Raw genomic sequence first — 15148 nt, 5'->3', positions numbered from 1 at the left:
TACCGCAGTTCAAGTGCCCATGCTGCCGAGTTCGATCGGCTCGGAATCCGATTCCGTACGCAGACTGTACGCAGCGGAGTAGTCGGCGCGCGCCGAATCCAGCCGTGCGGCCACTTCTTCGAGGTCGTCATCGAACAGATCGGAATACACGTCGAGCGTCGTGCTCGGCTTGTCATGACCGAGCATTCGCTGCACTGCGAGCACCGACGCGCCCTGAGAGACCGCCAGCGAGGCGGCAGTGTGCCGCATCTCGTGAGGCGTCAACCCAGGAAGGCCAGCGGCAGTTGTGGCCTCATCCCACCAGTCGCGGCGCATGTTCCGCACGCGGAGAACGGCTCCGCGGCTCGAAGTGAACACCTCAGACTCGGGAGCCTTGCCAGCAAGCCGCTGCGCCAGCGGCTTTGCCAAGAATGCCGGGAAGGGCACGCTCCGTCGCTGGTGATCCTTCGGAGCCTTGGCGACGAGTACGCCGTCGACCTCGGTAATCGTGTGTTCGATCTGGAACCGGCGCCGCAGCATATGCACGTCGGCCGCTTGCATCCCGGCCAGCTCCGCAAACCGCAGGCCGCAGTACGCCAGCACCATGACCGTAAGCCAGTTCTCTCCGGCCTGCTCCGCCAGCTGCTCGACTTCGACGCCCGACAGGTAACGACGTCCGGCAAGGGCCTGCTTCGGCCGCTTCACCGTCGCGCACGGGTTGATCGCGATCCGCCGCGACACCACCGCGTAGTCGCAGATCTGAGACAGCACACCGAGGTTCTTGCGCACGGTGCCGCCCGCTACACCGGCCTCGACCTGACTGGCGACCCACCGCTGAATCGTTTCGTGCGATAGGTCGGACAGCCGAACCGATCCCCACACTGGCCGAATATGCTTGCGCACAATGGATTTGTAGCGCGCGCTGGTGGATTCCTCCCACTGCGGGTTGCCGCCCAGCCAGGACGTGGCGACTTCGCCGACCGTGATCCTGCCGGCCGATGGCGCGGCATGGACACCTGTGACCACCGCTGCTGTCTGACCGTCGAGCCACGCCTGAGCGTCGACCTTCCGGGCGAACCGCTTGCTGTGCTCCCGGCCTCCGTCGTCGACGTACCGGGCACGCCAACGCTTGCCCTTGCCATACAGCTTGGAAGGCACACGCCGCTCGGTGCCGTCCTCATCGCGCACGGTCTTGTACCAGAGATCTTCGACCCCGGCCCGGCGGTTCCGTCGCGCGGCCATGATCAGCCCTCGACCTGGTTGGTGGTCGCGGCTTCCTGCGCCTCGATCCACGCGAGAACCGTGCTCATCCGCCAGACGCGGCGGCGGCCGAGCTTGAAACTGGCGGGCTTGGTGGTGTCGCCGATGTGCGCCCAGTAGCGCCACGTCGACGCCGGAATACCGGTCAGGGCTTCGCAGTCGGGCGCTTGCAGCAAACGGTCAGCGGTACGGGTGGTGGTGTTCATGACGTGTCCTCGGTGATCGGTGGTGGCCGGGCGGTCGGTGGTGTCGCATCTGTTGTCGGGGGTGATGCGCACGCTGTCGCGTGGTGCGCACCGGGTGTCGCAGGCGTCGCGACCGGTGCGCAGGCCGTCGCGGGCGTCGCACCCGCAGTCGCATGACGTGCCATTAAGCGGCAGGCCGGATGTGAGCGGCAGAGTCGATGACGTGGCATGTGCCCGTCTGGTGCGTGGGTGTCGCATGGGCTATCGCCTCCGTGTCGCAGCGCCCCGGCATGCTGGTTTGCTGATCTGAGCTGATTTCGAACGGGTGATGAGGTCGGTGAGTGCGACGACTATGATTCGGGGCTGCCGCAGTGTCGCGGCGGCGATGCGCACCGTCGCGGGCGGGTTGTCGCCTGCGCACACCCAGAGCAGTTCGCCGCAGGCGTCGGCTGTGGCGCGGTGCGGGGCACGAGCGAGGTGGGCGGTGCTCCGGCGTCCGGAGGTGTCGACTTTGACCGCCTGCGACGGCTGGCCGGTGCGTACGCGACGACCGTCGCAGGGGTACACACCGCTGCTGTCGCATTCGCGGCGGTGTAGCTCCTGGTCGGTGTTCATCGGGTGCGCCCTCCTGCGCTGTGATGATCGAGGGATGGGGTCGGCGCAGGCAGGCGCCGCAGCGGGTTGTTGCGCATGCGTTCGCGTTTCTCCGCTTCCCGCCTGGTGGTGTAGTGGTCGAGGAATTCGGTCCAATGCCGGTCGAAGTCGCCGATCTCGAACACGAAGCCGTCGATGTTCCGCAGCTCGGTCGGAAGCCGCAGGCGGGCGGCGTCCACACCACGACGGACGTCACTGCCACGGCACAGATACAGCAGCCCGACCATCGGGGCAGGCTCTGCGGCGCGTGCGGACCGGATCGCGCCCTGCAAGGCGATGTCCATGTTCCGGGCGGACTTGGCGGTTAGTTCGACCTCCAGCGCCCACCACCCGTAGATGCCGTTCACCACGCCCAGGAACCGGCCGTCGTGGATGTGCGCGCCCCCGAGCGGGTCGCCACTGCGCCCGCGGTGGCCTCGGTTCCGGCGGACCCGCGCGGCGGCCTCGTGGCGCAGCTGCCGCTCCGACACCCACGCCTCCCGGTCGGTGGCGCCCACGATCAGGCGGGCCTGAGCGACCGCGCGGTAATGGCCGGCGTCCTTCTCACGCGGCCGCCACACCGTGTAGGGGTTCCAGCCCAGGTACGACGCCGCGCCCGCACCGGTGGGCACCACCCACTTGTCACCTGGCTGGACCTGAACCAACGGCATGACCAGGTGGTCACGCTGCAAGGCACGGATCAGCGGATAGACCCGCTTGCGGTCGGTGCCCAGGAATATCGCCAGCAGATCCACCTGCAGCCCGTACGAGTCAGCCAGCAGCGTCATCGCCTGCGTGGTTCGCGGCGCGGCCGTGGCCACCCGGCGGCGGGTGCCACCCTCGGGGGCCGCCAGGCGCTGCACCACCGAGCGTGTCGACCCGACCCGTTCCGCGATATCCCGCACCCGGCACCCGGCCGCACGCAACGCGGCGACCTCACCCAGCACCGCCTCCACCTCACGAGCCGTGATGGACAGCCGAGCGGCAATCTCTCGGTAGCCCGCGCCGTCCTCACGCAATCCCGCAACAACCCGCCGGAACGCCTCCGATTCCAGATCAGCGCGCCCGCCAGCTCCTCCTTTGTGGTCTGGGTTCATCGGGCCCGCCTCCGATCGGTGAGCTTCGTGACGTTCGGCCGGGCAACGCTCTCGGTGTCTTGGTCCGCGCGGTCCGGATGGTCGAGAATCCGTGCTTCCAACCGAAACCCTGGGTGGGGGTAATCGGCTTCGGTCGCAGGACGCCACGACCGAGACTCCGGTGCGCGACTGTGGATTTCGTGTTCCTTGATCGGCGCGGTGTGGTCAACCCAGGACATCAGCTCCCGCATACGCGCCTTGCCATCCTGGGCGGGGGTTTCGTAACCGCCGCCCGCCGGGGCGGCAGGGGTGTTACGAAACTCGCCCGCCTGGCGCTCGGTGCGACCGTTGAAGGCATCGCGGCTCGCGGCTCGGTCGAGCTGTTCACGCACGTACGGCGGCACCTCGGGGGCCGGTGTGCTCTCGCGCTGATAGTCGATGGCGCGGCGCAGATCCTCGGACACGGTGACGCGCGCGTCCGGCCACAGCTCGACCTCCCGGACCCCCACCGCGGCCGCGACCGCGAACTGGTGGCGCGGGTAAGGCACCCGGCCGGTGGAGATCCACCGCTGCACCGTTTTCGGATCGACCCGGAGCCTTTCCGCGAGCTGCTCCGGTGTCATGCGGGCGTCGAACAACGCGCGCCGCAGCCGCTCATTGCCTTGACGCTCGGGCATACGAGTCACCGCGACCGCCGCCGATCCACAGCGCCCCGACGATCCTGAGCGGCATTCCACTCGCGGTACCAGGCCGCATACTGCCCGATCCGCTCATCGGTATCGCGGCTCATCGCGATGTCTACTGCATCGGCGTCACGGCGCGCCTGGACACGGTCACCCCGGTCCGGATGCGCCGCGAAGAAACGATCTGCGGCATCGGCGACCGCCCGCACCCGCACCGCGCGCTCCCGCTCACGGCTCGCATCGACCCGCCGCACACCGGCAACGAATCCGGCCGCCGCCGAACCGACACGCCGCGCCGTGCGCGTGGTGTCCCGGGCCATCTCATCGACCTCCGACGACTGCGGCTCATCCGCCGCGCCGTCGAGGCCGGACCATCGATTTACACTGGACATGCTTCAGGGCTCCGATCTCTGAAGTGCACGAATGCTGAAGCGGGCTGCAACCCGCTTTGGTGCTGGGCTCCCCGGTAGCTGGACACTGCCGGGGAGCCTTCCTTGTGATGGGGTCGACACCATCCCTTCGGCCGGACGCGGAACATCCGACCCAGTGTGAGACGTTTAAGTCTTGCTAGGCGACTTATTCGCCTAGTCGTACTGTAGGACTAGTACGTCACATCCGCAAGAGTTAGGCGAAGACAATGACGGCAAAGTTGGCTATGTCGGAGGTGATCAGGACCCACCGAAATCAGCTGGGCATGACGCAATCTCAGCTGGCGGAGGCGATCGGCGTGAACCTTCGGCAGGTAGTTCGCTACGAAGCAGGAGAGCAAGAGCCCGCATTCTCGGTCGCGGTCAAGCTTGCTGATGCCTTGGGCATCTCTCTCTCCGAGTTGGCCGGCGAGGTCCCGACCGGGCTCAATCTGAACGGTGAGTGGTGGGCCGCCTGGGAGACTCAGAAGGACGGCGTTTCGCGTGTCGATGTGCACAACATGCAAGCCACACAGCAGGGCGACCGAATCCACCTTGACGCCAGTCGCGCGATATCGGTAACTCTCGAAGGTGGCACGTATGCCTGGCGAGGCGAGTTCCGCCTGTGGGACAACGAAGCATTGATCGGGTGGTACCGCGCAACGGACGGTGCCGTTCGGTCCAAGGGGTCGATGTACCTCGCCCTTCACCAGCACGGTACAACCGCCTACGGCCGATGGGTAGGCATGAGCTACGACGGTGAAGTGATCACAGGTTGGGGTGCAATGGCCAAAGACGCTGACGATGCTCGTCGCATCGTTGAGCAGTTGATCGCAACGAACGGAGAGTCCCGTGGACGAATTGGTTGATGTAACGATCACGGCAGAGAGCGCTGACTGGCTCGCGGCATTCACACGCGAGCTCGTCTCTGAGCGACTTGCGGCGTGCGGAAACATCGTGCCTGCCGTCCGATCCATCTATCGATGGGAGGGAGACGTGTCCGAGGACGCTGAGGCCCTGGTCATCCTTCACACGCGCAGGTCCCTTGTCCCCAAGATCATTGCGCTAACGAATGATCGGCACCCATATGACACACCACAGGTTCTTGCAGTGCCGGTAGTCGACAGCGACCCCGATTACCGGGCGTGGGTACTCGACTCGACCGACGCCGAGTAGACCTTCTCGTCATTCGAATGCCTCTGCGGCACAACGTAGGCGTTCGCTTTGTCCGATTCGCTAGGTGACGGCCGATCCATCGACGTTTGATGCATACGCATCACGCCCTAGAACAAACGCGCGCCGTCTCTGTTGAGGCGTATGCATCAAAAGCGAAGGTCGTCCGGCCCCCTACTCCGCGGGCAGTGCTGCACGTCGGTTGATGCATACGCCTCAAACCAACTTGACGCATATGCATCAACCTGAGCCGGGCTCTATCACTCACGCTTACCTCTTAAGAGGGGGAATACTCTGTTCAACCGCCGCTAAGCGACAAACCCGACCACGGCACTGAGCGCGTCCTGACGCGCGAACACGCATCCGCAGGATGCGCCGCATACCAACCCGGCTACCTACCCAACGCAACACACGGCACCCAACCCCTTCTTATGGTCACTCTCTTATGGTCCCCGATTCATCCCCCTCACCTCACACACTCACTGAACTACCACTGGCTCTCACCCTCGCCTGTCCCCGATTCTCTAGAAACAGCGAAGCGCTAGAGAATCGGGGACAGGCGAGGGTGAGAGCCTGCGCCGAAGGCGCACGTCAAACACAGTTTTTCCACCGGATGGATCGGATCTGATCGGAATCACAGTCCCCGGGACAACCCCGGGACAGCCCCGGGACAACCCACGTGTCCCACGGGCAGAGAACCCCGATCCGACCGATGACGCACCAGCAACGGGGGGCCGTTTGCGTTGATGAAACGAAGCGCCCGCCTCTTACGAGAAGATTGCATGGTGAACCGACAGGACCAGGCACTCTCTTTGGCGGAGGAGTTGCTCGCCGACATCGAGCTGCGGCGTCTGAAGGCGGGTGACGTCGTCCACAAGGCAAGTAGGCTAGCGCGGCTTGTCGGGCATGACGAGCTGCAAACCTTCCTGCGGTACGAGCGGGAAGGCTACCCATCGAGCGCTTACAACGATCCGTGGGTGGAACGCGCTGGGCGAAAAGGAGCCGAAGGTGAGTGGTGGTCGGCACCGCTATCGCACATTGAAGCCGCCATTGAAAGCTCTGAATCGGCGATTACTGCACTTCGAGGCGGTGGCAACTACTCAGGCGAGTTTGCCTCGGTAGCTGCCCGGGAGCACGACCACAAGATTGTCCAGTACGCCAACCAGACGGCGCCCTTGTCGTCCATCTGCGGCGCGGTAGTCTCCACGACTTACAGTCTGGTGACTGAGATCTACCACGAGCTGCTGTTCAGCGAACTCCAATCGACCCTTTTCGCCACTGTCCAGACCAACGTGGATGGGGCGCTGGCCGCGGCCAGCGGGACGGCGCTGGACAAGATCGAGCGTGTCTCGGAGCGGCTTCGAGACGGCGACGCGGAGTCGGTGAGTCAGGGGCTCACAACGTGCCGGCGTCTGATCGACTCATGCGCCGACTATCTATTCCCCGCCCAGGAAAACCCCTACTCGCTTGGCGACGTGGAACTGAAGGTCGGACAACAGAACGTCCTCAACCGCCTCCAGGCGTACACCCATCAGCAGGGGATCGCCAAGAGTCGTCGTGACCGTCTCCGTCTCACGATCCGCGAACTCTACGACCGGTGCTCAGCTGGCACTCACGCCGAAGTCACGATCCAAGAAGCTCGCTTCGTCTTCCTGCAAACCTATATCGCCTTGGGCGAAATGCTGACACTCCGCGAGGTAGACACCTCCACGTCGTGACGGCGCGCCCCGGACCACCACAAGGGAGGGAGGCTCGCCCCTGCGAAGGCGGCACTGAGTGTTCGGTACGCAGAGAGTACGCAGCCCTGCCGCATACAGCGCTTTACTACCAACACCACTAACAACAAAACCGCACGTAGGGCCGCACCGCCAACAGGGTTAACGACTGCCAATCACCGCAAACCGGGCATAAACGGCTCTCCTAAAGCGGGTGTCGCAGGTTCGAATCCTGCCGGGGGCACGTACAGCATCTACACAACCCGTTTCTGCCGTGTGGGCAGGTGTTGGTTGTGTTGGGGGCATGGTGTTGGTGATCCTTTCTGCGGTGTGGGTGATGTCGGGGATGTGGTCGGCGGGCAGGGTGATGGTGATGGTCACCTGGTCATCGTCGTCGTGTAACCGGACGGCGAGCTGGGTGATCTCGAACAGCTTGCGCAGCAACGCTTCCGGCGCGTGGGCGAGATTGAGTGCCAGGTACGGCAGGGCGTCAAGCAATGCGATGTCGCTGGTGCCGGGACGATGCGGTTCGGCGTTGTCGGCGGCGTCGAGTTGAGCGATGACCGACAGTGCGGCGGTCTTCTCGGCGTCGAGATCGTTGTAGGTGCCACGCAGTCCCTTGGCGAAGGGGTCATCGGGGTCACCGTCTTGGGCTTGCCGCAGGACCGCGTTCTGCCGCCGGGTCACGTCCGCGACGACTCGCTGGAGTCGTTCCCGCGCGGCTTGGCGCTCTCGGGTGGCGCGGTCGTCGAGGCCGGCGAGGTCGGCTGCGAACAGGTCGCGGCGGTGCGGGCCGAAGACCCGGTCGGCGAAGAAGCGGGTGAGCGCGTCCAGGACGGCGTCTTCGCGGAGGTAGACCGCTTTGGGATGGCCGGTGTATTTGGCGGGGCGGCCCCGGTTGTTGTTGCGGGGGTAGCACATATAGTAGCCGCTGTTGTGGCGGTGGTTGCCGAACATCCGCCGCCCGCATCCACAGAACACCATGCCACGCAGCAGGTAGGTGCGCCGCGTCGCGGGGTGAGTGTTTCGGGTGTTGCCGTCGCGGGAGCCGCGCCGGGCTTGTCGGCGGGCGGCGAGTTCGTCGTACATCCATTTCGGGATCAACGGCTCGTGCGCGGGTTCGGTGGACCACACCCACTTCACCGGGTCGTTCACCTTCCCGCGCCGCGACCGCGACGCGCGCCGGTTGAACACCTGGAATCCGGTGTACTTGGGGTTCTTCAGGATCTCGAACACGCTCGTCTTACCCCACGCACCCCGGGCACGCTCGCGGCCGGGTGGTTCCGGCGGCGGATACTTCACTAGGTCGGTGTTGAGGCGCTCGGCGATGGTGTCGTACCCGAGCCCTTCGTGGTGGCGCCACAGCGCGATCTGGGTGACCGTCTCCCCGCGCGCCCCGTCCGGTTCCAGCCGGGTCTTGGTCTGTCCCCTGGCTGCCTTGGTCGGATTCGGATGCCGGTAGGTTTTCGCCTTGTACCCGTACGGGGGTTTGCCGATGTTCCAGCCCTCACGCACGTGAGTGCACAGTCCGCCCCAGGATTGTTCGAGGGTGTTGAGGACTTCGTATTCGGCCACAGATTGGTTGATCCTGCGTTGCAGGATCCGCTGTGCGCGGCTGCCGGACAACGTGATCGGCTCGTTTGCGGCGAACAACGGCACTTCGACGTTTTCGAGTTCGCGTTCGATCGACAGGCCCTCGTAGGTGCGCCGCGCGACGCGGGAGACGGCTTCGCAGATCACGACATCGAAGCGGCGGCCGGAGTGGGCGGCTTCGTCGCGGAGGTCGGCGACGCCGCCGTCGCGGGCGATGGGGATGTCGAAGCGGTCGTAGTCGCTGCCGTGGCCGCGGTCGTCGAGGTCCATGCGGCCGGACTCGACGTCGTAGAAGTGCGCCACGATCACCCACGAGTCGGGGATCGCGGTCTTGCAGTTGTTCAGCTGCCGCAGCATCGACTGACGCGGGTCCTGCTGATCCTCGGTGGAGGTGCGGCCCAGAAACGCCACCCGGACCTCGTCGCGCAACACCGCGACCGGCATCCCCAGCGGCGACACCGCGTAGTCGGACAACCCCGACGGCCCCGACACCGGCACAGACGCCGACAGCGATGCCGTCCGGTGGGTCAGTGCGGGGGCGGGCGGATTCACGGGCGGGTCGTCGGGCGTCATGCGGCGGCACCATCCTGCCTGGATCGATCATCGGATTGTTGTTGCACGGCCCACGCCAACAATTGCGCAGTGACATCGGCCAGTTCGCCACGCAATTGTTCGGCACGTGCACCGTGAACATAATGGACGTGACCAGCATAACGCTGGTCGGCGACGCGTTTCCTGGATTTATCGTACCGCCAAACTGGCAGGTCAGAGCTAGTTTTTGGCGATCCTTCGTTTCTATTTTCGGAGTTATCTCTAGATGCTTTTCGCCGTAGCGGAATCACTACGGCGTCTTTGTTCTCTCCGGGGTTGTCGGGGTCGTCGTTGATGTCGTCGTCGGAGTTGTCGGGTGTGCGCATGGGCGCCTCCGTTGCCTGCGGCCCCTCTGCTTGTGGCGGGGTGCCGCGGGCGTCGGTCGCGGTTGTCGGGTTCGGTGTCCGCTTCGACTCCTCGATTGCCATGGCACCCGTCGAGGCCAGCGATCACGCATGCTTCAGTTGTGGTCCCAGCTTGACGAACCCTCACCGACGGCATACCCTAGGAATCCTCAAGTTGTATTATGGGTGTGCTGTAGGCTCTGATCGACACACTGGGTCAACCAGCGTACCTCTCGTCGTGGGTTTGTAAACCCCTTCGCGAAATTTTTTCGATCTTTCTCGTCTGTGCTGGGTACGGCCGGTCGCGGGCCGGTGCGAGACTGGCGGGCATGGTGCGAGACAGGATGTCTCGCTGGTCTGCGTCGAGTCTCGCTGTTTGGGCTCGGCGTCGGTCTCGTTGAGGCCAAGCACTCGGCGCGCGAGCGTGGATGGTCTGTCAGCGGCCACTGAAAGTTCCTCGAGGCCGGCCAGTTGTGGCTCCCCATCTGCGGCCAGTTATGACCCTATAGCACACGGTCAGCAATCAGGCTGAACGACCGCTCTTGCCGATGAGCGGACGTTCTGTGGTGTGGCGGGGGCGACTGCTAGTGCACTGATCCTCACGATTCTGGCGTGGTCGCTAATCGAACTTTTCGCCGAGAACGAGGATTGGTCCTTCCCCCACTTCGCCGCGGTGTCCAGATAGCTTCTGACCACGGCGAAGTCGATCAACTCCGGCTGGAAGTGCCCGGATGTTGACCTTGACGCCGAGAAATGCATGTCGGAAGGACGCCTTGTCAAACACCAGTTCCTAGCTAGTTGCGCACGGCTCCATCGATTGCTCGATCTACTCCGTAGACACCAAGTTCAAGCAGGCGATCAAGGATATCGAGTAGCGCTGTGATGCGCTGACGGTCGCGAGTCTGCGCCAACCCACGGACCACTAGATCCGAGATGTAATGAGCATCCCCGGCAGCACCGGTCCTGATGTCGGCCACGTCTTCACTATGGATGTTCAGAAAGTGGTGTGCAGCGAGGTCGATGAGATCGTCGACCTTGTCCGGCGCTTCCTGCAGCGTGATGAGCAGTTGCGGGGCCGCGTGTACGTAGCTTGGTGACGCGATCAAGTCAGCCAGGAACTCGGTGTAAGGGCGCAGGTCGTCGCCGCGCAGGTGACCGGCCATGGTGCCGACCATTTTCCGAACCTCATCGTCCTCGTCATGCATCAGGTGGCGCAGAGTAGACAGCACGAGTTCTGAATCGGCGGATCGATCAACCCTTGCTGCGCAGACCTCAGCCAGGCCGCGTCGAACTTCCACATCGCTGGCCAGAGCTCGCTCTATTAGCGCTGGACGCCCCCATTGCAGGGCGGCGAATGCCGCCAGGCGACCCCCTGCTCTCCGAACTTCGGCATATGTTGAGCTGAGCATGCGATTAATAACCGGATCGATCACTTCTGGATCGGCGTTGCCGATGTAGATCATCAGGTCGTCCAACTTGTCCGAGGCAAGTAGGAGATCGTCGGCGTCGATGAGGCGTTCGAAGGCTGTGTAGGCCGTTGGCCGTGCATGCCGTAGGCAGGCAGCGATGGTGTGGGCGACACAGGCGCGGACGCTCAGTACTGGATCGCTCGCCAGCTCGGCGAGGTGAGGGGCCACGAGTTCCGTGCGCGTGCCATCAAGGTCGTGGACCAGGAGGTCGCCGAGCGACTCAGCCAAGCTTCCTCGCGAGGTGTTGTATCCGTTCTGGAACATGTCACGTCCGGGTTGGTGGTCGTCTCGGCGTACGAAGACTGGCGAGTTGTCGACAGGGTCAGGAGCGTGCATCGCCCGGTCGAGGACCATCTCAACGATGTCCAAAGGTGCCTCGTCGTAGACGTGACGGACCGCCCAGCCAAGCCAGCGGTCACAACCATCGAGGCCGAGACTCATGATGTAACGGATCGCGTCGAAGACGGCGTCCTGTGCTTCCTCTGGAATAGATGCTTCTCCGAAGCCCCACATGATCGCGCTGGGATAGGCCACATTGATCTCGGGCGTCAACTGCATGGCCAAGCCAGCGAATCGAAGAGGATCCTCAGCCGTTCGCTCCTTCAGCTGCTGCGCCAACTCGCGAGCACCGCCTACCTCGCTGCCGAAGTCACGGTCGTCGTTGTCGTGCTTTGCCATGGCCTGCAGCCACTGCGCGTTGCTCATCTTGCCTGTGGCTGAGCCACCAATCGGCGACCCGACCGTGTACTCGATGATGCCGGTCGGTGGCTCGGGCAAATCGCGGTCGAACTTGCGCTGGTACTCCTGTAGTCGTCGAAGTCCCAGCGGAGTTAGCCGCCCGGGGTCGAGCGCGGATAGGAACTTGAAGGCGGTGTAGCCGAACGACCGAAGCCTGTGGTGGAGGTCGGAAGATTGGTATGTCGCGGGAAGGTCTCGGAGCTGCTCTTCGAGCTGCAGGTGGACCTCATCGCTGACAATCGGCGCTATGGCCTCAACGACCTCACGCGAGAGCCAGTGCGAATCGGACAGGTAGCCCGCTTTCAGGCGGTTGCCGCCTTGGAGAACCAGCTCGGCTGCCCACGGGGCAAAGGTCACGGCCCCAGCAATCAGTGCGCGATACAACAACGACTGCGCCGCGTCGTGTTCGTTAGCGGCCAGGAGCCGCAGCATCGACTCGATGGCTTCCGGCGACGTCTGCGCACACTTCCCGAGCGCGTCCGCCGCGCCGTTGTACAACGCGTCATCGACGTCGCCGTACCTTGGCTCCGTTCGAAGCCTCAGACTGAAGTGCCGGTCGCGAAGAAGATCCCGCTCGAAGCGGTCGTATTGTGTAGCCTCCATGACTGCCAGCAGGTGCGGCACGAACGCCTCGGCGAACGCTTGCGGTTCTGCTTTGCATGCTGCCTCGATCATCTGAGTGGCGCCGTACTCATGAATGCCGAGGAGCGTCACTTTGTCGTCGCCACCGAGCGCCAGAGCAGACGGACTCTCCACGAAGCAGGCCTTGAGCATCTCGATTGCCCAGAGTGGCTGGTATTCCGCCAGCTTGTGTACCGACAGCCAGTGGTTGCGATCGGCTGGGTCGATCTGGCCGGCACGGATTGCGTCTAGCAACAGCTCGAATAGCCGCCGGTGCAGGTGCAGGTCGGCCCGCTGCGTCACCCAACGGAGCCACATCACATAGTCGGGTGACTGCTTCCGCGCCATCAAGAGGTCAGCCACCTCGGCGCCGTGCTCGGCGCCGGCGTTGCCCATCCAGTTGACGCTCCTATCGCGTAGTGCGGCGTCGTCGCCGTCGAGCCACCTTTCGATATGACCCTGGGCGTAGAACGGGCCGAACCACGTAGGGCGTGCGAGCTGCAACAAAAGCCGTTTCGTGAGCGTGGATTCCCTGTCGGCAATGCGCAGCACAAGTTCGACATCCTCAAGTGTCGGAGCACTGACGTTCGCGAAGACGGCAACCACCGTCTCCTTAATGTGGAAGCGAACATCTGCGCTGCTTAGGACTGCCTCGACCTCCGTCCGGAACCGATCGGGATCTCGCTCACGGAGAAGCTCGAGGATCTGCCGCACCTGCGCGCGTCGGAACAGTTCTTGCTCTTGGGCGCAAAGAAATTCGACCATCGACTGGTGTCGTGACAGCCACTGGCGGGCGAAGGTGAAGTCGAAGAACGTCTCGTGAAAGAAGGAGACCCTGTCGTCTTCGATCGCGATGACCTGTTCGGAGGCGAGGACCCGCGCGTGTTTGATGAAGTCGCCAGGACCGAGGATCTCGACGGGGACGGACAACGTCTGGTTGTCGCTCGCGGTGTAAGCGATCCGGGCCAGCACGTCGTTGAACAAGGTTCCAGGCCGTCGCTCCTCGGAGGTCTGTTCTTTGCGCCGCCAGAAGGCTTCGAACAGCGATCCTCGGGAGGTGAAGTCCAGGGCACCTGGCTGGTCGGCGACCGTCTCCAGCAGGACGAGGTTAAGCGGTGACCGGAGGAGTGCACGTTGCGTAGCAGTGAGCAAGCCGGGATCGAGACCCATAGCTGTGACAGCGCCCGCCGCTGCTTCGTCAGGTAGCGGCTCGACGGTCAGGCGCTTGACATCGTTCCGCGCATCGAGTTTGCGGATGCGGTGGTCGTTCTCGACGTCGAATAGTCGGCAGGCCAAGATGACGCGCACCCCGTCAACCGCCGTTGCTTCTTGAATGAGATCGGCAATGACGTCGTAGCGCGCCGAGAGGCGCCCGGACACTAGCGACACGGCGTCGAGTTGGTCGATGATCAGGAAGGCATCGCGGCCGTCTGCCGCCTGTCGCAACGCCGCAACCGGCGAGGTCGAGAAGCCCAGCTGAATGCCCAGTTCGACGGTCGAACCGAAGGCGCCACGGCGGTCGAGCCGGAGCGCCAATACCTCGGCGTCCTCCGCCTCGAACTTACGGGCAGCCTGGTAAAGCACAGTACTCTTTCCACCACCGCCAACCCCGACAACAAGTGCAAGGCGGGTCGTAGTCATGAGGTCGACGAGAGTTACAGCTTCTTGCCTCTCGATCGATGGCGAGAGCAGTTCGCGCTCGATCGTGCCGCGCCAGCTCCGGGTCGCTGCCACCACCTGCTCATGGGACGTTCGCATGGCCCGGAGGCCGCGCCTTGTGATGCCGTCGCGAGCAAGAGCGTCAAGCAGCTCGCGTTGCGTCATCCGCGTGCGCAGATTGTCGAGCAGCACCGCACCTATGGCCACCGCCATGAGGTCGCCGGTCGCGCCCTCCAAGCTCACGTCGGCGAGCATGGCGTTGGTCATGACCATCTGCTCTTCGACTTCAATCTCAATCCACATACCGCGCAGGGTCTGCCAGGCCACCTCAGAGCTTCCGAAAACATTCGCCGCGGTCAGCTCATCGAAGCTTGGTCTCAACTCGCGCGTGAGCTGATGCGCAACGAACTGCTGTGCGTCCACCGATTGCCGTGACAAGCCAGCCATGACCCGAAGTGCCCCACTCGGAGTCATCGAACTGAAGTGGAACTCACGCCCAGCGGCAACGTGACGAGCAGCGGCCGCCAAGACTCCACGACCTCTGAGGGCTGCGATCGTCCAGTGATCGGTGATGTTGTTCTGGCGCTTCACCTGGGTCACCGCGATGTCGCCGTGCTCGTTGACGTAGGTGAACTCCGAGCCGTCAGCCAGCTCAGGGTCGATCTCTTCGAGCGTGAGACTGCGGCGCTCGTCCTGAATACAGAACAGAGCGTGACGGATGGCCCAGGCCAACTCGTATTTATTGCCTAGCTTGTCCGCGACACCACCACTGGCGCCGGCCATTCGGGGCCGCGCCAGATGCTGTGGCGTGGCAGTTGCCGCGCTGCTCGACTGTTCGGATTTCTCGATCTCCCCATCATGACAGTTGCTCATGGCATTCAGCTGTCAGCCCCAATCATTCGCCAGGACAACCTTTCCCGCGCCGATACCATCGGTGGAGGCCCAGCTTCACCAGGCGGTCCGTAACCTCGCCCGAACCCTGTCGGCTGGTGCTCGCGCGGCTGAAGCACGTTGCAGGGTGG

11 protein-coding genes are annotated in these 15148 nt (G+C 63.9%); 3 read left to right on the top strand and 8 right to left on the bottom strand.

Annotation, left to right across the window (positions count from 1 at the left end; all coding sequences use genetic code 11):
* Positions 1-9: 9 nt before the first annotated feature.
* The 5 genes from NWFMUON74_RS03995 to NWFMUON74_RS03975 all read right to left on the bottom strand — a co-directional run bounded on the left by NWFMUON74_RS03995 (position 10) and on the right by NWFMUON74_RS03975 (position 4208).
* Positions 10-1221 carry a tyrosine-type recombinase/integrase gene (locus NWFMUON74_RS03995; RefSeq protein ID WP_187686641.1) on the bottom strand — a complete coding sequence of 404 codons (1212 nt, stop codon included), beginning with the start codon at positions 1219-1221 and terminating at the stop codon, positions 10-12.
* 2 nt (positions 1222-1223) lie between these two features.
* Positions 1224-1445: a helix-turn-helix transcriptional regulator gene (locus NWFMUON74_RS03990; protein WP_187686640.1), complete on the bottom strand. Its 222-nt coding sequence runs from the start codon at positions 1443-1445 to the stop codon at positions 1224-1226.
* 590 nt (positions 1446-2035) lie between these two features.
* A complete protein-coding gene (locus tag NWFMUON74_RS03985) occupies positions 2036-3154 on the bottom strand; it encodes a hypothetical protein (protein ID WP_187686639.1) in 1119 nt (372 codons plus the stop codon).
* Positions 3151-3771 carry a helix-turn-helix domain-containing protein gene (locus tag NWFMUON74_RS03980; protein ID WP_187686638.1) on the bottom strand — a complete coding sequence of 207 codons (621 nt, stop codon included), beginning with the start codon at positions 3769-3771 and terminating at the stop codon, positions 3151-3153. The genes NWFMUON74_RS03985 and NWFMUON74_RS03980 overlap by 4 nt, the downstream gene beginning before the upstream one ends.
* A gap of 44 nt (positions 3772-3815) precedes the next feature.
* Complete coding sequence (locus tag NWFMUON74_RS03975) at positions 3816-4208, bottom strand: hypothetical protein (RefSeq protein WP_187686637.1); 393 nt, start codon at positions 4206-4208, stop codon at positions 3816-3818.
* A 245-nt stretch (positions 4209-4453) separates the two neighbouring features.
* On the opposite strand from NWFMUON74_RS03975, the gene NWFMUON74_RS03970 reads away from it, so the two are divergent.
* The 3 genes from NWFMUON74_RS03970 to NWFMUON74_RS03960 all read left to right on the top strand — a co-directional run bounded on the left by NWFMUON74_RS03970 (position 4454) and on the right by NWFMUON74_RS03960 (position 7114).
* Positions 4454-5092, top strand: a complete 639-nt coding sequence (locus NWFMUON74_RS03970; protein ID WP_197986968.1) for a helix-turn-helix transcriptional regulator — start codon at positions 4454-4456, stop codon at positions 5090-5092.
* Complete coding sequence (gene cutA, locus NWFMUON74_RS03965) at positions 5076-5399, top strand: divalent-cation tolerance protein CutA (protein ID WP_187686636.1); 324 nt, start codon at positions 5076-5078, stop codon at positions 5397-5399. Before NWFMUON74_RS03970 ends, cutA begins: the two co-directional genes overlap by 17 nt.
* A gap of 779 nt (positions 5400-6178) precedes the next feature.
* The gene (locus NWFMUON74_RS03960; protein WP_232110827.1) at positions 6179-7114 is read left to right on the top strand and encodes an AbiTii domain-containing protein; all 936 of its coding nucleotides are present in this window, start codon (positions 6179-6181) and stop codon (positions 7112-7114) included.
* Positions 7115-7273: 159 nt separating this feature from the next.
* Here NWFMUON74_RS03960 and NWFMUON74_RS03955 read toward each other — a convergent pair whose 3' ends face one another.
* The 3 genes from NWFMUON74_RS03955 to NWFMUON74_RS03945 all read right to left on the bottom strand — a co-directional run bounded on the left by NWFMUON74_RS03955 (position 7274) and on the right by NWFMUON74_RS03945 (position 14999).
* Positions 7274-9277 carry a recombinase family protein gene (locus NWFMUON74_RS03955; protein ID WP_187686635.1) on the bottom strand — a complete coding sequence of 668 codons (2004 nt, stop codon included), beginning with the start codon at positions 9275-9277 and terminating at the stop codon, positions 7274-7276.
* Positions 9274-9723, bottom strand: coding sequence for a hypothetical protein (locus NWFMUON74_RS03950; RefSeq protein WP_187686634.1), 450 nt, complete (start codon positions 9721-9723; stop codon positions 9274-9276). The genes NWFMUON74_RS03955 and NWFMUON74_RS03950 overlap by 4 nt, the downstream gene beginning before the upstream one ends.
* Before the next feature lie 710 nt (positions 9724-10433).
* On the bottom strand, positions 10434-14999 hold the full coding sequence (locus NWFMUON74_RS03945) for an NACHT domain-containing protein (RefSeq protein ID WP_197986967.1): 4566 nt from the start codon (positions 14997-14999) through the stop codon (positions 10434-10436).
* Positions 15000-15148 lie beyond the last annotated feature (149 nt).

Origin of the sequence: Nocardia wallacei (genome assembly GCF_014466955.1) — a bacterium.
Taxonomy (GTDB): domain Bacteria; phylum Actinomycetota; class Actinomycetes; order Mycobacteriales; family Mycobacteriaceae; genus Nocardia; species Nocardia wallacei.
Note: the sequence above shows the minus strand (reverse complement) of the source record. Positions and strands in the feature narration are given on the sequence as shown.